The organism is Mycobacterium sp. SMC-16, from assembly GCF_046250085.1.
GTDB lineage: Bacteria > Actinomycetota > Actinomycetes > Mycobacteriales > Mycobacteriaceae > Mycobacterium > Mycobacterium phocaicum.
In genome coordinates, this window is sequence record NZ_CP176427.1 from 1976168 (window position 1) to 1992238 (window position 16071).

14 protein-coding genes are annotated in these 16071 nt (G+C 65.8%); 7 read left to right on the forward strand and 7 right to left on the reverse strand.

The genetic code is table 11. The annotated features are described in order from the left end of the window. Positions 1 to 24: 24 nt before the first annotated feature. Entirely contained in the window at positions 25 to 2085 is a 2061-nt protein-coding gene (locus tag ACJEIK_RS09520) for a DEAD/DEAH box helicase (RefSeq protein ID WP_103799471.1), read from the reverse strand. Between the two features lie 121 nt (positions 2086 to 2206). Here ACJEIK_RS09520 and ACJEIK_RS09525 point away from each other — a divergent pair, with 121 nt between their 5' ends. From ACJEIK_RS09525 to ACJEIK_RS09550, 6 genes are all read left to right on the forward strand, one after another. Then, complete coding sequence (locus ACJEIK_RS09525) at positions 2207 to 2443, forward strand: DUF2188 domain-containing protein (protein ID WP_103799470.1); 237 nt, start codon at positions 2207 to 2209, stop codon at positions 2441 to 2443. An 88-nt stretch (positions 2444 to 2531) separates the two neighbouring features. Next, a complete protein-coding gene (locus ACJEIK_RS09530; protein WP_142394589.1) occupies positions 2532 to 3362 on the forward strand; it encodes a phosphoribosyltransferase in 831 nt (276 codons plus the stop codon). Continuing rightward, complete coding sequence (locus ACJEIK_RS09535; RefSeq protein ID WP_103799468.1) at positions 3355 to 4215, forward strand: DNA-processing protein DprA; 861 nt, start codon at positions 3355 to 3357, stop codon at positions 4213 to 4215. The genes ACJEIK_RS09530 and ACJEIK_RS09535 overlap by 8 nt, the downstream gene beginning before the upstream one ends. Positions 4216 to 4304: 89 nt before the next feature. Further along, on the forward strand, positions 4305 to 4928 hold the full coding sequence (locus tag ACJEIK_RS09540) for a hypothetical protein (protein WP_103799467.1): 624 nt from the start codon (positions 4305 to 4307) through the stop codon (positions 4926 to 4928). After that, positions 4925 to 6016, forward strand: a complete 1092-nt coding sequence (locus tag ACJEIK_RS09545; protein ID WP_103799466.1) for a helix-turn-helix domain-containing protein — start codon at positions 4925 to 4927, stop codon at positions 6014 to 6016. The genes ACJEIK_RS09540 and ACJEIK_RS09545 overlap by 4 nt, the downstream gene beginning before the upstream one ends. Beyond that, a complete protein-coding gene (locus ACJEIK_RS09550; protein WP_103799465.1) occupies positions 6013 to 7146 on the forward strand; it encodes a hypothetical protein in 1134 nt (377 codons plus the stop codon). Before ACJEIK_RS09545 ends, ACJEIK_RS09550 begins: the two co-directional genes overlap by 4 nt. On the opposite strand, the gene ACJEIK_RS09555 is transcribed toward ACJEIK_RS09550, so the two are convergent. After that, positions 7061 to 7672 carry a hypothetical protein gene (locus ACJEIK_RS09555; RefSeq protein WP_406803089.1) on the reverse strand — a complete coding sequence of 204 codons (612 nt, stop codon included), beginning with the start codon at positions 7670 to 7672 and terminating at the stop codon, positions 7061 to 7063. The two genes, ACJEIK_RS09550 and ACJEIK_RS09555, sit on opposite strands and share 86 nt — an antisense overlap. A 1061-nt stretch (positions 7673 to 8733) precedes the next feature. Between ACJEIK_RS09555 and ACJEIK_RS09560 the strand changes: the two genes are divergently transcribed. After that, on the forward strand, positions 8734 to 9993 hold the full coding sequence (locus ACJEIK_RS09560; protein WP_219819104.1) for a cation:proton antiporter: 1260 nt from the start codon (positions 8734 to 8736) through the stop codon (positions 9991 to 9993). A gap of 13 nt (positions 9994 to 10006) precedes the next feature. Here ACJEIK_RS09560 and ACJEIK_RS09565 read toward each other — a convergent pair whose 3' ends face one another. The 5 genes from ACJEIK_RS09565 to ACJEIK_RS09585 all read right to left on the reverse strand — a co-directional run bounded on the left by ACJEIK_RS09565 (position 10007) and on the right by ACJEIK_RS09585 (position 16020). Beyond that, a complete protein-coding gene (locus tag ACJEIK_RS09565) occupies positions 10007 to 11221 on the reverse strand; it encodes an epoxide hydrolase family protein (protein WP_103799463.1) in 1215 nt (404 codons plus the stop codon). A gap of 69 nt (positions 11222 to 11290) precedes the next feature. After that, positions 11291 to 11533: an anti-sigma factor family protein gene (locus ACJEIK_RS09570; RefSeq protein ID WP_406804861.1), complete on the reverse strand. Its 243-nt coding sequence runs from the start codon at positions 11531 to 11533 to the stop codon at positions 11291 to 11293. A gap of 256 nt (positions 11534 to 11789) precedes the next feature. Then, on the reverse strand, positions 11790 to 12338 hold the full coding sequence (locus ACJEIK_RS09575; RefSeq protein ID WP_226519162.1) for a DUF6262 family protein: 549 nt from the start codon (positions 12336 to 12338) through the stop codon (positions 11790 to 11792). Further along, complete coding sequence (locus tag ACJEIK_RS09580) at positions 12335 to 14851, reverse strand: tyrosine-type recombinase/integrase (RefSeq protein WP_406803088.1); 2517 nt, start codon at positions 14849 to 14851, stop codon at positions 12335 to 12337. The genes ACJEIK_RS09575 and ACJEIK_RS09580 overlap by 4 nt, the downstream gene beginning before the upstream one ends. Next, positions 14848 to 16020 carry a site-specific integrase gene (locus tag ACJEIK_RS09585; protein WP_226519167.1) on the reverse strand — a complete coding sequence of 391 codons (1173 nt, stop codon included), beginning with the start codon at positions 16018 to 16020 and terminating at the stop codon, positions 14848 to 14850. The genes ACJEIK_RS09580 and ACJEIK_RS09585 overlap by 4 nt, the downstream gene beginning before the upstream one ends. Between the last annotated feature and the right edge of the window lie 51 nt (positions 16021 to 16071).

Sequence of the window (16071 nt, forward strand, 5' to 3'; positions counted from 1 at the left end):
TCCTTCAGGGCACGGTGCGGGGTGTTACCCGCGTGGGGACAATTGGGTTTGCAGGGTGTCGCGGACGGTGTCGGCGATGTCGTCGATGCGCTCGAAGATGGTGCTCATCTGCTCCCGGGTCCACTCCGCTCGTGTGTTGTTGTCCATGCCGACGGCTTCGTTGATCGCGGCGTGCAGGAGACGGATGACGATGGCCGAGTTGTGTTGGCGGCGTCCGCCGGTCACGGCCATGAGCTGGTGACCGCGGTGGGGCAGACCCAAGTCGGACAGGACGCGGTTGGCCACCGACTTGGTCCGTTCGTTGACCCGGGTTCTCGCCGATTGCCGTTGGCGCTGCGGAGAGACCGGAATCGGTTGCGGGGCAGGCGCCGCGGCGGCCGCCTGTTGGGCCATCAGTTGCTCACGCAGGCGCTCGCGGTCGACCAAGGTGGCCAGTCGAACCCCGGGGGCGACTTCGCGGTTGAGGATCTCGTCGAGGACCCGGTCATCGGTGGGGTCGAGGTAGGTGTGCTCGACGAAGTCAGTGAGGATCTCGTTGTCGACGAGCATGCCGTCGTCGAAGCGGCGAGCGCGCGGCTCGCCATCTCCGTCGCCGTCCCCGTCTGCGTCGGTGTTGCCGGCCACCCAGCCGTGCACCAGAGCTTGGTCGTCGAGATCGAGTTCGCGGAACTCCGCCCAGCGGGCGTCATTGTTGAGCCCGACGTGGGAGATGATGTGGCCCTGGTTGTCGGGGTGCTCGGGGGCGCCTTCCTGCACGACGCGCATGACCCGTCCGACGAACTGGATGTAAGGTGCCAGGCTGCGGAAGGGGCGGAAGATCGCCGCGACGCTGAGGCGGGGGTGATCGAAGCCTTCGCCGAGCATCTGCACCTGCACGATGCAGTCCAGCTGTCCTTGGCGCAGCCGCTCGATGACGGCGTCCTGGTCGTCCTCATCCATGTCGGAGTGGATTTCAGCGGCACGGTACCCGCACTCGTTGTAGAGCGCGGCGACCTGACGGGCGTGGTCGACCGAGCACGCCGCGGCGATGATCTGGTGCTGGATGCCGGTCTGGGCGCGCATGCGGTTACACGCCTGGATGCTGGCTTCCACGATGTGGCGGTTGCACTCGGTGCTCAGCGCCACACCGCGGCGAAACCACGCTTCCTCGCGCAGCTGTAGAACTTCGTCGAGGGTGTGGCGGCGGGTGTCGTCGCGGTAAGTGAAGTAGAGCTCCGCGGGCGCGACGTTGCGGGAGTGGATCTGCTTGATGTAGCCGGTGATCATCGCCCGGGTGAACGGGTACCGGTAAACGACCTCGCCATGCAGCTGCTGCTGATCAGACCGAAACGGCGTCGCAGTCAGGCTGACGACCTTAGCGTTGGGGAAGCGGCGGAACACCTTCTGCCAGCTCTCAGCCGCGGCGTGATGTCCCTCGTCGACCAGAATCATGTCGAAGAAGTCTGCGGGAAACTGGGGCAACCAGCGGTCGGCTTGGCTGGCCAGCTGCTGGATGTTGCACACCACGAAATCGCTTTCGATCGCGTCGTGGATGTTGGCGTTGGGCCCGTCGAGCACCGCCATCCAGGGCCCGGCGGTGAAGTCCGACAGCACCCGGCACTTGGTCCAGAAGCATTGCGGGCTGGTGATATCCACCGCGTCGGCGACGCCTTTGCGGATGGTCAAATTCGGGGTAATCACCAGCGTGCGGCCGCGCGCGATACCGAATGGCAGCGTGGCCATGATGCCGGTCTTGCCGCACCCGACGGGGATCTGCACGATCGCCGGCGCGGCGTTGGCGGCGAAGTGCTCACGCACCGCGCGGTGGGCGTCGCGCTGCGGGTCGCGCAACGCGGCATTGGCTTCAATGTCGGCGTTGGCGGTGGCGAACACACTGCTGTCGGCGCCGGCCGCCGCGGCCTCTTGGGCGCGGCGGTACTGCAGCCGAAACGGCTCCAGGTCAGCGCGCCGGTAATAGCGGTAGTCACTGCCGGGGCGCCGCAACGCGGGCAAGGTGCCGTCGCGATCCCAGCGCCGCAACGTCTGGGCGGACACCCCGAGATAAGTCGCCGCCTCCGCCACCCGCAGAAAGCCCTCATCAACCATAGGGATTATTATACAACATTAATCAACCCTCACAAGATTCTGGTATGGTGGGCCGCAGCAGTACGGTGCCGCCGCCTCTCAGCGGTGCGGACCGGGGCGGATCTTCGAAAGCGAGGTCGTGATGGGAACCAACAAGCGTGTCGTTCAGCACCGCGACGACGGCAACTGGGAGATCCGCAAGCCGGGTGCTGCCCGGGCGAGCAAGGTGGTGAGCACCCAGGCCGAGGGCATCGCTCGGGCCCGCACCATCCTCGGAAACGACGGCGGCGGCGAAATGCAGGTGCGGGCACGCAACGGCACCATCCGCGCACAGGACACCATTGCACCGGGCAACGACCCGCGTCGGTCCAAAGGCTGACCCCACCGTCTGCGACCCGAAGATCCCTCCGTCCAGGTCTTCGCCACGGCCAGCGACCATCCCCGGGCGGATGGAGAAGGAGATCGAAATGCGGATCGGATTGGACGCGTTGAGACGCGCCATGGAGGAGCCCTGCCGGATCGAGGCGGTGCTCTACGCCCGACCCAGCGCGGCCGGCCCGACCTGGACCCGCAGCTATCTGAAGTCGCCCCGGTTGCCAGTGGCCCACATCGAGCACTGTTTCGCGGATCGGTTCGACAGGCTCGCCCCGCTCCCGGCCGCCCGTGCCGCCGACTACGACACCTGCCTGCACTGGCCCACCGGCTATCCCGAGGGGGCCCAACGCCTCATCAATCTGCTCAAAGAGGTGCTCGTGCTGCCTACCGAGGACGACCACCTCGATCTGGCGGTGACACTGGACTGGTACAAGATCCTCGACCCGACGGTCGCCTCGACTGACTGGGAAAACACCGTAGCCGGCGGTTTGGTCCAGAAGGCGAAATATTGGGTCAGCAACCCGCGGATCCAAAGAGCGTCGGCGAACCGGCTCATCGAGCTGCTGTCGGAGGTGGTCGAACGCCATCCCGCGTTGCGGGCTGCGCCGTTTGTCGTGTCGGTCCCGGGTTCCAAGGGTGACGGCAACTCCGTCGGTGAGTACATCGCCGCCGGTGTCGCCGAACAGGCCGGCAAGACGCTGATCAGCACCACCGGACCGGCGCGGGAACCCCGAAAAGGCGGCGGTGCCGCCGTCGGCCTGGACGGACAGTTCGTGCTGCCCGCCATGGTCGAGGGCGCCTGCATCGTCGTCGACGACGTGTATAAGTCTGGGATGACCATGCGCGCAACGGCGCTGGCCGCCCGGAAGGCCGGCGCTACGGCGGTGTACGGAATCGCGGCCGCGAAGACCATCAGTGGCTGAGCAGGCAGCGTTCGACGCGAACCTGCGGGCGCTGGTGGCGTTGGAGCGCTACCGCACGCCCGCCAAGACGATCGCCGCCTTGCTGCAGGCCGGCAAAGACTTGGTGAGCCGGGAATGGGACGTCCTGGACACCAGCACGCGAGACACACTGTCCCGCCAGGCCGATGACCTCACGCAGCGGGGCGTGGTGGCGATCAACCTCGACGACGGTCGTTTTCCGTCATCGCTGATCGTCAATGGGCGCCCGGTCGTGGCGACGCTGTTCTGCTCGGGCGATCTCGATCTGCTCACCACGCCGTCGGCAGGCATGTGCGGATCACGCAGAGCCACCCCGCTGGGACTCAAGGCCGCCCGTGCCTGCGGCGAGGAAGTCAGCGCGCGTGGCCTGGCGGTCGTGTCCGGGTACGCCAAAGGTGTCGACACCGAGACTCATCTGGCCGCATTGGACCGCGGCGGCACCACGGTGATCGTGCTGGCTGAGGGAATCAACCGGTTCCGCATCAAACGTGACTTCACCAAAGCCTATGACCCACAACGCATTCTGGTCGTCTCCCAATTTCATCCCGCACAAGCGTGGGCGTCGTACGCGGCGATGGCGCGCAATCACGTGATCTTCGGCCTCGGCCGAGCGTTGGTCGTCATCGAGGCCGGAGACAAAGGCGGCACCCTGGCCGCCGGCCGTGACGCGCTCAAACGTGCTCGGCCGGTCTTCGTGCTTAACTTCGGCGACGAGACGCCGGCGGGCAACCGGTTGCTGATCGAGGCCGGCGCACGTCCGGTGCGGTCGCGGGAAGAACTGGGCCAGGCTCTGGATGCTCTGGGGGAGGAACCTCAGCAGGGCCTCCTGCTGTAACTCCAACAGCCCGGTAATTGCGTGTCCAAATATGCCGATCCGATAAGTCGGTGGTAGGTTGCGGATACCGACCTGAAAGGGAGTCCCGGATGGACGACTTCGCTGACCCGCCGGTGAGTGCGACCGCGATGCTGCCGGTGGTGCGCCCGCATCTGCCGCGCTTGGGCGAGATTTTGCACAGTGCCTGGCGTGACTATCAGCTGCTGCGCGACCAGCCTGATTCTTCTTTGGGCCGGGCGGGGGCGGCGACTCGGGCCATGCTGGTCACCGACTTCGTGCGCGCCCCGGCGCACCGGTTGTTCGCCGGTGTTGCCGGAGCGGCGGTGGCCGATCGCTACGGCCGCCCGTGGGTCAGCCTTCAGGGTGGCCGCGTGCAGCTGCGGTTTAAGAGGCTCACCGCGCAGCTGCGGGTGTGCCCGTCAGACACCGAGCGTCAAACCCGCCTGGCCTATCACCTCGGTGATCCCTGCTTGCCAGGTGCGCCCGAAGCCACCATCCTCACCGCGGGCTACGTCGTGGACGATAGCGGTACGAGGCTGGCCGGCACCCATCTGGTCTGTCACCTCGGTGAGGAGCCGTTGTACTCCTTCGCCCTGCCGCGAAGCGCCACGACGGCGCGTCAGCTCCCGCTGGTTCCGTTGTCGGCGCCGATCATCCGGTCGGCACGCACCGTGGTGCGTGAACGCCTCGACGGTCAGTCAGGAGTTCGGTGAGCGAGGTCGTCGCTCATCCCCGCCTGGTATCGCTGGTGCGCGAAGCGCGGGGGTGGTCACAGACTGACCTCGCCGAAGCCGCCGGCGTCAGCCAGGGTTTCGTCTCCAAAGTTGAATCCGGGTTGCTGGATTTGCGCGGAGAGCACCTCACCGCGGTGGCGGCCGCGCTGGATTGCCCCCCGCAATTACTCGTCGACGACACCCCCGTTCAGGGGCTGGAAGTCACCTGTCTGCACCATCGCCGACGCCACTCCAAAATGACCGCGGCGACCAAGCGCCGCATCGAGGCGATCACCCACCTGACCCGGGTCTCGGTGGAGGGCCTGCTGCACGGCATCGAGATCGTGCCGCAGGCGCGGCTGGAGCGCATGGACATCGACGAGTTTGGGACGCCGGAAACAGTGGCGCGGGAGCTGCGGATCCGGTGGCGGGTCCCGTCGGGTCCGATCGCCAACGTGGTGGGACTGCTGGAAGCCGTCGGTGTGATCGTGGTGATGCGCCCGCTGGGCACTACGGCACAGGATGCCGTTTCGACCTGGCCGCACGACCCTGATCGCCCCCCCATCATGGTGCTCAATCGTGGACTGCCCGCTGATCGACAGAGATTCACCACCATGCACGAGGCCGGGCACCTGGTCATGCACAGCGTGCCCGGTGACTATCAGGAACGCGAGGCCGATCGGTTCGCCGCGGAGTTCTTGGCACCTGCAGACGAAATCGTGCCGCTGCTCACGGGTTTGACCACCGCGGAGTTTCCCCGATTGATGCAGCTGAAGGCGCAGTGGGGGATCTCGATCGCGGCGTTGATCCGCCGCGCCTATGACCTCGACCTGATCTCTGAGCGCCAGTACCGGGAATTCCAGATCAAGCTGGGGCGGTTGGGTTGGCGCACAGTCGAACCGGGCACGTTGCCCGGTGAGACTCCGCGGACCCTGAACTCGGTGATCGACGTGCACGTCACCGACCACGATTACTCGGTGCACGATCTCGCGCGGGCAGCGGTCATGACCGACGACGCATTCACCCGCAACTACCTGGTCGGTCAACATGATTCACCCCGCACCCGACTGAGAGTGGTGGCGCCATGACCGACATTCCCGGCGATACTGAACTGCCGGCATCGTCGCCGCCGTGCCGGATCTCTGCCCGCCCGCTTGCGGGATTCACCTCAGACCTGCTGGTGCAGGCCGAGTGTCATCGCACCGTCGCGGCGACCTCGCTGGTGCACACACACGGCGTGGGCGTCGTGTACGCGGTGGACCCGCAGCGGCGCGCGTATGCCCGGCCCGACGCGGCGGGGGCGATCCACTACACCCGCAAACACGCCCCGCACGCCGACATCCTCATCGACGCCAGCCTCTACACAGGAAAGAACCGCAAGTTCGCTTCTGCTGCCCCGCAGCGAGACTGGATCAGCTTCCAGCACTATCACGGTCTGACGTGGGCCCTGACCGATTCGGGATACTGCGCTGACGGTGATCTCGGTGGTCTGACCGCCACGCTGCAACGCGGTGCCGCCTTAGGTCCGCGGGTCATCGTGGCGCTGCCGCTCGCCGGCAGTTGGGTGGTCGACGAAGCCAGCACGGTCAAAGATCTGATCGATAGACACTCCACGCCAGTGGCGCTGATGGTCGAAGACGAGAAGGACCCGTTCGACCAGCCCGGCGCCGTCAAGGGCCTCGTCGAAATTTTGGGCGCCGAGACCCCGGTGCTGTTGCTGCGCTCCGATGCCGCCGCACTGGGCGCGATAGCCCACGGCGCCGCGGGAGCCGCCGTGGGCACCACCTCGACCTACCGGCACATCTACCCACTTCGAAACGGGGGAGGAGGCGCGCAAAATCTCTCCTTCTTCATCCCTGCGCTGCTGGGCTACTTCCTCAACAGCCGCTTCGAGAACAGCTACCGCCTAGATCCGAGCTTGCCTGCCTGGCGGTGCGACTGCACCTACTGCGCCGGTGGCGACCTGACTTGGATCGCCTCTGATTCCGTCCCGGCCGACGCGGCGTTCAAGCACTCGGTGGCCGCACTGGGCGACATCGGCGCCGCCCTGACCGCCGCGGTCTCTGCGGGGCTGTCGGCGCCGGCGGCATGGACCCAACTGTGTCTACAAGCCCAACTGGAGCACTTCACCGTCAGTGAGGCCACTGACGGGCTGTGGCTTCCCAAAGACTCACTGGCGCAGTGGGTTCGGGTATCGCCGTCGGCTGTAGGAGTCTGACACACCCGACGGCCAGCGCGTGCGCCAGCAGACGTTCCTCCCAGTACCGCGTGGCGACAATGCGCGGCGCCCGCCGGGTGTCGTGGTCGCCACGCACCAACACCTCGGGGTCACCGTGCTGGCCGACGTAGACAACGCCGACCCCGGCATAGTCGGCTTCTGACAGTCTGATCGTCGCAGGCCGCTTCCCGGTCAACACGCATCCGGCGCCGAATCCGCGCAGCTGGCGCGCCGCGGTGACCGCCTGCCGCCACGGCGCCGACGAGGCCACCCCCACGATCTGCAGCGGTGCCGGCGGCGCGCCGCCGGCACCGGTAGCCGACTCCCACCGCGACAATGTTGGCCGATCCAGAACCGGGCCGACCCCCCCGGCCAGGCGATCGTCCAACGCCGCCGACCACCGGATCAGCGGATAACCCCGGCATCCCGACAGTTCGGTAACCGGCAGCGCCACCACGGTACCGACGATGCTGGCCACCGCACGCTCCACCACAGCCAGCTGCGCATCCTGTGTCTGCGGTGTCACGTCAGCACCAAGCATCGGGCCATCCTGCCTGACGTCCTTGCCAGCCGCCGCGCCGGGACCGTCGGTCATCGCCGGCCAGTCCTGGGCCCACGAACACGCTCAGCGGCGAACACCCGCAGATCGACACCGGTGGTAGTGAACGCGACCCAACCACCCACGGCGATACCCGCCTGATCAAGCAGTGACGCCGGCAGCGTGAGCTGGCCGCTGTCTGAGACTTTGCGGGCGCGTCGAGGGTCCCTGAGGCCATACCCAGGAATCGGCTCGTCGGTGGAGCGGATGACCAGTACGCCTCGGTCACGGCGAGAAGCGCTGACCACAACCCACGATCCCGGCCGCACTCCGACCCGCACCGACGTTCGGGTGGGAATGGTCACCCGACGCAGGCTACTGACTTGGCGCGGCCCAATCGGCATCGATGTCATCCTGATAAAACTAGCATTTAAGGGCTAGAAAGCGTTGTAGTGACGCGTGTTAGCGCAGTAATGCCCGGACACGTGTGTTGCGGTCGAACGCCACTGGTGAAGAGCTTCACCGTCGCGGATAGCGCCGGGGTGCTATATGGCGGCGGACCCCGCAGTTGTGACTTCTTACGCTTCGTGAGCAATGTTGACCTGCGAACTGTTGAGTTGCGTGTTGTCTCAGAACTCGACCGCCGGGGGTCCGTCCCACGTTCGTGACCAATGTTCGATCTTCGCGAATTGCTGACCGCAGCAGCTGACGTGAGCCGATCGCATCTCGGTGAGCTTTCCGCGCCGCGCCCGATGATCCGCCGCAGGTGGGCCTAGCGGGTGCCGGGGATGAACAGAAATGTGGACGTGCTTGCAGCATTGGCCAGGCGATCGACGAGGGTGCCAGTCCTCCCGTCGAGCGGCAGTACAAGTCGGCGTTTCCGACGTCGTTTGCGGGGGCAACATGGCGGCTAAACTGTACTCTGCGGTACATTATCCGCAGGCCGCCCGACCGTAGGCAGATTACGATGCACTATGAGCAGCGCCATTCGCCAGCCTTAATGGAGGTAGTCGGTGGCGTCGTGGTCAGGCGGCACTCAGCACGGGTCTGTGACCGCTGTTCGTTCCGAGTCGGAAGGGTTTGCCATCGTTTCGCTGACCTCAGTGGCAATTGTTTCGGTCGTCGCCTTACTCTCGCCGCTCAGTGTGCGGGTGTTTCGGCTGCCAATGCCGGCGATCGTGCTCGAAATCCTCGTAGGGGTCATCGTCGGTCCGCAAATGCTTGGCTGGGTGCGCATGGACGACGCGCTTCAAGTGTTGTCGACGATCGGCTTGAGTTTCCTACTCTTGTTGGCCGGACTGGAAATTGACGTCCAGCATCTAAGGGGACCACTCTTGCGCCGCGCCTCGGGGGCCTTCGTGGTGTCGTTCGCTCTCGCGGCATTAGTGGGTGTCACGCTAGGCCTAGTGGGGCTCACTCGGTCACCGGTGCTGGTGGCTGTGATCCTGTCGGCAACCGGGCTGGGAATCATCCTCCCGGTTCTGAAGGACGCGGGAGTTGTGGAATCCCGAGCCGGTCAAGTGATCGTGGCCGGTGCGTCCATTGCCGAGATCGTGCCCATAGTGCTTCTTTCCCTATGGTTTTCAGAAGACACGTCGGCCGGCGTTGGCGCCAGGCTCACGCTGCTGGCGGCGTTTCTCGGGTTCACAGCTGTTGTTATCGCCGTCGTTCTCGGCCTGGAGCGCGCCCGCACGTTCTGTAAGACGCTGCTCGATCTGCAGGACACCACCGCCGAGATTCGGGTCCGCGCAACTGTGGCCTTGCTCTTGGTTTTCGCGTCTCTGGCCACAGCTTTCGGACTTGAGTCAATTCTGGGGGCGTTCCTCGCCGGAGCGGCATTAACCTTGCTGGACCGCGACGAGGACATGACACACAGCCATTTCTATACGAAGCTGCATGCCGTCGGCTTTGGCGTCTTCATCCCATTCTTCTTCGTTGGGACCGGGGTGTCGCTCGACGTCCGAGCACTCATCGACCACGTGCCCGCCCTGGCCAACGTCCCCATCTTTCTCGTCGCCCTTCTCATCGTTCGAGCCGTACCGGCCGTCTTGTACCGTCCGTTGCTCGGCGGTGGGCGCCAGGTCTTGGCGGCGGGACTGTTACAGGCCACGTCGCTGAGTATCCCGGTGGTGGCCGGAGGAATTGGTGTGGAACTTGGGCTCCTGCAGCCGGCCAACTACGCCGCGCTAGTGGCCGCCGGGCTACTGTCAGTCATCGTGTTTCCGCGTATGGCTATATTCCTGCTGGCGAGCCGAAGGAGGAAAGAGCCGGCTCCATCGGACATCTGCACAGGAGACACCTCGCCCTGACCACTGGCTGTCATTAGGTCGAAAGCGGTCGGTAAGGTCGGAAGAAGTTGCGTAGTTCGTCCGCGTAGATGTCGGGTTCCTCGAACGGCGCGAAGTGGCCTCCGCGTGGCGGATGGCTGATCCATACCGTGTTGGCGGTGCGGTGCAGCCAGGCCTCGGGTGGGGTGAGGATGTCGGCGGGGAACAAGGAGAAGCCGGAAGGGACATTGACCCGACGTGTGTGCTGATTGAGCGGGATGTGCGCGTTCGCGTGGTAGATGCTCATCGAGGATCCGATGGTGCCGGTGAGCCAATAGATGGTGACGTTGGTCAGAATTTCGTCCTTGGTGAAACTTCCCTCGATGTCGCCGTTGCAGTCGCTCCAAGAGCGAAATTTCTCGACTATCCAGGCGGCTAGGCCGCTGGGTGAGTCGTTGAGGCCGAAGGCGGCGGTGTCAGGTTTGGTGCGGTGCATGGCGGCGTAGGCGCCTTCGGTGTTGGTCCACGACGTGACCGCCGTGAGCCAGGTCCGCTCCTCGTTCGTGAGATGGCCGTCGGCGGCGCCTGCCGGCATTCCGGCGTCGAGGCGATGCAGTGCGGTGACTCGGTCGGGGTGATTGAGGCTGAGGTAGCGGCACACGCCGCTACCGATGTCGCCGCCTGCTGCGCCGAAGCGGGAGTACCCGAGGTCGGTCATGAGCTGAGCCCAAAGATCGGCGACGGCAATGGAGTTGAGCGGCGTGCCGGTGGGCTGCATTGAGTAGCCGAACCCTGGCATGTCGGGTACGACGACATCGAAGGCGTCCGACGGGTCGGCGCCGTGGGCCCCGGGGTCTGTCAAGAGCGGAATGACCTTGGTGTATCGCCAGAATGAGTCTGGCCAGCCGTGGGCCAGGAGTAGGGGCATGCTTGGGCGCCCACCGGCCGTCCTCGCCTTGATGTGCGCGTAATGGATTGAGGCACCGCCAATCTCGGTGTGGAAGCGTGGTACTTGGGTCAGTGCGTGTTCGTGATTCGGCCAGTCGTATTCCTCGGCCCAGTATTCGACCAGCTCGCGCATGTAGGAAAGACTTGCCCCGAGCGACCACCCGGTGCCCGCGGTACTGGCCGGCCAGCGGGTCGCACGCAAGCGTGCGCGCAGGTCGGCCCACTGGATCGTCGTCGGCGGTGTGACGAATGGTCGCGGTGCAGGGTCGGCGGCCGATGACAGCGCACGATTACCGTCGGTCGCGGGCGAGGAGCTATTCATCGCTAATCGGTTGGGGCTTTATGCAACGTCGCAATCTTGCAGGTATGCAGTGGGCAGGAGCTGATGCGGTCATGAGTCCGTGTGCGGATTGTCGTGTGTTCGCTTAGGGGTGGTCGTCCAGGCGCGGAACGTGTCGAGCAGGCGTTCTCGGAAGCCTTCGTCGAGTTGATCGGGCTGAACCCGCCCGAGGGTGTTGAACGTCGACCGGAACTGTTCGACGTAGTTGACGCAGCCATCACATTCCAGCAGGTGCGCGTCAAATCTGGCGGTGACGTCGGGGTCGAGCGCGCCGTCGAGGTAGTCAGTGACCAATTCGACGAGTTGTTCGCAGATGAACCGCCCCAGGTTTTCCGCCGCTGCTATACGGGTTGACGCTCTCGGTCGAGGGCGCTGTAGTGGGCGTGCTCGTACTCGGTTGGGCTGACCATGCCGAGACTGGAGTGCAGTCGGTTCTCTGGGGGTCTGGCCTGAAGCTCGTGCGAATCTCCGGTGTTTGTGCAGGTCCCGCGGCTGTTCGTTGAAATTATCGTGCGCTACAGGTGTTGTGCAAGCGTTTCGTTCGGGTGTGTTATCCGGTTGGCCGGGACGAATTGAGTCCTGTCATCAGTTCGCGGTTCGCGGCGCGGGCGGCGGCGAGGTCCTGGTCTCGTTGTTCAAGTTGTAGCCGCTGGTCGACGACTTGCTGTTCGAGCGATACGACGCGTTGTTGGAGCTGGTCGATGTCGGTGGGTGCGCCGAGTCCGGTTGCGCGCCAGGCTTGTTCGCCGAGCAGTTCCGATAGTCGTGTCTCGAGTTGTTGGGTGCGTGCGGCCATGCGGGCGCAGCGTTGCTGCGCGGCGAGCAGGTCGGCTTGAAGTGAGGCGCGGGTAACGGAGGGCCCTATGTCTGGTTTGTCGGGTGGCTCGGTTTCGGCGGCGTGGATGCGTTCGAGTAGGTCGCGGTGGCGGTAAAGGAAGGTGCGGTCGACCCCGGCGCGACGAGCGATGTCGGTGACGCTGAGTTCGGTGCCGTCGGTGATGGCGTTGTCGAGCGCGCTGAGGACACGTTGGCGGCGGCGGGTGGAGTCGGCCCGACGTCCCTGGATCATCGCGTCGACGGCGGCTGTGTTGGTGGTCATGTCGTTCTCTCCGGGCGTAGGTCGGGCGGGGTGTGGCGGGTACGGGGCATGCCGAGGGTGACGCTGCGGTGTTGGCGTGCAAGGGTGACGGCTTGCTGAAGTTGTTGGCGTTGTTCGGGTTCGAGTTCGTCGAGGCCGTGGCTGATCTGGTCGATCAGGCGGCGGATCCGGCGGATTTCTTCGTTCGAGGGCATCGCATCGGCGCGTGCCCAGTCATCGAGTTCGGTGGTGGCGAGTAGGCGTTCGCGGGTGCGCAGCAAGTCGTCGAGGTAGGCGTGCAGGTCGGGCAGGTAGGAGACGTCGGTGCGGAAGTGGTCGCAGCCGGCGCAGCGGAAGCGGAACGGGCAGGCGCCGCCCCCGGCTTTGACGTTGGAGGGTTCGGCGCAGACACCGAACGGGACGGCGACCTGACCGACGGCGCGTCGGGCGTGTTCGGAGGCCAGCAGCGCTTGGGCTTGTCGCCAGATGCGGTTACCGTGGCGGTCGAACTGCATCGCGGTGACGCGGTCGATGGCTTCGCGGCGGCGGGTTTCGCCGATGCGGTAGTAGCCACTGGTGGTTTGTAGTTGGCGGTGCGACATCAACTCGCGTAGCACTTCGACGGGAACACCGGCGTCGGCGTGGCGTTGGGCGTAGCTGTGCCGGTAGCTGTAGAGCACGATCTTGGATTTGTCGTATTCGACACGGTCGACGTTGTGCAGGACGGGCATCGCATCGACCCACGTGCGGTGGGCGAACGCGACAGTAAATGGGGTGATCGCGCGGCTCCCGTCGGGATTGCGGCGGTTGGTGGGCAGCAGCTTGAGTTCACCGACCGGGGTGTGTGGATAGCGTTGGTGAACCCGTTGCTGCTGGGCGATGATCACGGTGGCGGTCTGCTCGGTGATGGGCAGCCGCTGGGCGAGCCGGTTGGCTTTGTGGTTGTGATAGACCAGCACGGGTAATCCGTCGTCGTCGCGGGTCAGGCAGTCGAAGTTCAGGGCGCAGATTTCCTCGGGACGCCGGCCGGTGTCGATGGCCAACTCGACGGCGGTGCGTATCTCCGGCGAGGTCAGTCGATCCAGGTGTGCGCACAGCTGGGCCATGATTTCCGGCGGTAGGTCGCGATTGGGTTCTCCTGGTTCAGGTTCGGCGGGGATGTCGCTGACCGCGATCGCGAAGTCCTCGCCCAGGCCCGCGGCTAGCCGGTCGGGTCGGGTCAACCCCATGGCCCGGATTCGGGTCAGCACGGCACGGACCTCACGGCAGGCCCGGATGCGGGCGTCGTCGCTGATCTGCCCGACCGATTCGAGGTAGGCCAACCGGTGCAGGAATGCCTCCATGTCGGTGCGGCCTAACGCTGCCGGGTGTTCACCGCGGTCGGTACGCATCCGCAGCGACTCCGACAACCGTGTCAGGCAGCCGATATGGTGGCGCACCGACAAGCCGGCACTGGTGCGCCGCCCGGCCCGAACACGTCGTTTCGGCAGATCGTCGGCGGCCCATCTTTTGGCCGCCTCCCGCAGCCAGTGCTGGCTGATACCGGTGAACGATAGGGTGCCGCTGTGCCCGAACACCGCCAGCTCCCAAACATCGGTGACCACTTCGGTTTCCGGGGTAGACAAGACGCGGCGAGCGTGGCCGGCCAGGCAGTTGGCCAGGCCGGTGAATTCCAGATCGCGGTCCTCGCCGATGGTGTAGTCAGCCAGCGAGGCCACCCGCTGGGCGCGGATGTCGTTGACCAGCACCCGTAGCACCGCATCATTGGTCTTGACCGCGTTGATCCGGCAGCGCTGCTGCAACCCCGCCAGCAGCTGCGCCACCACCAACGGACTCAACCCACGCAGGCTCACCTCACCGCCGCGCCCTATCGCTGATTCGGTAGCCTGCCAACATGATTCGTCGAGACCCGGGTCCTGCTTCCGGAGGCTGCGCAGCCGTTGCTGGTGGGCATCGCAGTAGAGCCCGGCAGGATGGCGGCGCTGCCGGACGCAGGCCTGGACCGAGCAATCAGGCAGCAGCGGAAGCGGTTTCACCGTCTGATGCGTGAGAAACGCCGAGAATCCGACTCCTGGCATGCGGCGCTTCTGTTCGGCATGCGCCGAGCACAACCCCGACCGCAGCGACAGCCATTCCCGCGCGCAACCGTGCACCCGGCAGCGTTCCGGACCGCGGCGCTGACTGCGCCGTTCCCGAGGCGGCAGTGCGGCGACCTCAGAGGCATCGAGCCCGTTCTCGATGAGCCGTTTGCGGCACACACCACAGATTCCCGCCGCCCCGGTCGCGGTCGTCGCGCAGCCCTCGGCGCGGCAGATTCGGCGCCCCAGCAGCGGATGTTGCGGTGCGAACACCAGGATCTGCCGGGCAGGATCCCAGCCGGCCTCGGCCAGGAAGACCGGGTCGACCACGGCAGCGATCCGCCCGACGTGGTGGTCGATCGGCCTGCCCGCGAACACATACTCCCCGGCAGGGGCGCCTGGTACCGGTGCCAGCGCCAGCGCCTGCGCCTGCGCCTGCGCCTGCGAAACACTCACCGGTCGGTCCCGGCGAACTCACGCGGGCTGGCAACCCGATCGACGGCCTCACGCAGCCGGCCCGGATCGGGGTGCAGGTAAACCTGCGACGAACTCATCGACGCGTGACCCATCAACGTGGCGATCTCATCCAAACCGCTACCCGCATCAGCCAGATTGCTGCCGAACGCATGGCGCAGACGATGCGGCGTGACATGCTCAATCCCGGCCCGCCGCGAGCACGCGGTGATCACCTCATTGATCGCGTCCGGGCGCATCGGCGCCCCGATAGGTTCCCGAAACAGGTTGACCAACAAGAAATCCGACTCACCCGCCCGTGGCACAGCAAGCCGCTCGAACTGGTAGCCGTCGAACCCCTGCACCACCAGGAAATCCAGCGGCACCACCCGCTGGCGGCGGGATTTGGCCCACGCGCCATTCGGATTATCCCGGCGCACCACATGCAGGTGAGCCCGCGGGAACACGCAGCCCAGCACCCGCGAGTCGGCCAGCAGATGAACATCGGAGCGCCGCAACCCACACAACTCGCCGCGGCGTAGCCCGCCACGAGCCATCAACAACACGATCAGCCGATCCCGCGCCGACCGACAAGCCCGCACCAACGCCACGATCTCGGCATCGCTGGCCCGGTCCACCGCCGCCTCCGGCTCATGCAACCGATGCCGCGCCCGCATCCGCCAAGCCACATGGTGGTCCTCGCCGCGAGCCTGCGCCGGCAGATCACTCGCATCGGCCAGCTCGTAGATCAACCCCAACAGCTCGCCCGGCGCCTGCCCGGAGGTCACTGCGTGGGCGACGAACCCCCGCACCGCGGTCAGCACACCGTTGATCCGTCGGGCCTCACGTACCGGTTCCGCCCCCGGACCCGCCAGCACCTGCCCACCCACCACAGGATCGACACCACTGGCCTGCGGCCCGGCGTGGCGCAGCCAGATGATGAACAACCCCAGCGCTGCCACCCCGTCATGCCAGTGCCGGCCGCTACGAGCGCACCAGCGCAGGAACAACGCGATACCACCCGCATACGACCTGGTAGTCAGCTCCGAGCAGTCACGGCCGAATCGGACATGCCGTAAGAACGCATCCGCTTCGGCCACCACCACCAAATCCTCATCGAGCACCGTCCAATAACGCGCCCCCGACGGCAACTTCACTAGAAACGCCCGCACCCCGATCTCCTTTCGCAGCAGGCAGCTTTACCACTACCAGCCACGAGCACC

Coding starts and splice junctions, on each gene's coding strand:
- ACJEIK_RS09540 (WP_103799467.1), top strand. CDS start 4,305: ATGGACGACTTCGCTGACCCGCCGGTGAGTGCGACCGCGATGCTGCCG.
- ACJEIK_RS09530 (WP_142394589.1), top strand. CDS start 2,532: ATGCGGATCGGATTGGACGCGTTGAGACGCGCCATGGAGGAGCCCTGC.
- ACJEIK_RS09565 (WP_103799463.1), bottom strand. CDS start 11,221: ATGAATAGCTCCTCGCCCGCGACCGACGGTAATCGTGCGCTGTCATCG.
- ACJEIK_RS09550 (WP_103799465.1), top strand. CDS start 6,013: ATGACCGACATTCCCGGCGATACTGAACTGCCGGCATCGTCGCCGCCG.
- ACJEIK_RS09575 (WP_226519162.1), bottom strand. CDS start 12,338: ATGACCACCAACACAGCCGCCGTCGACGCGATGATCCAGGGACGTCGG.
- ACJEIK_RS09525 (WP_103799470.1), top strand. CDS start 2,207: ATGGGAACCAACAAGCGTGTCGTTCAGCACCGCGACGACGGCAACTGG.
- ACJEIK_RS09520 (WP_103799471.1), bottom strand. CDS start 2,085: ATGGTTGATGAGGGCTTTCTGCGGGTGGCGGAGGCGGCGACTTATCTC.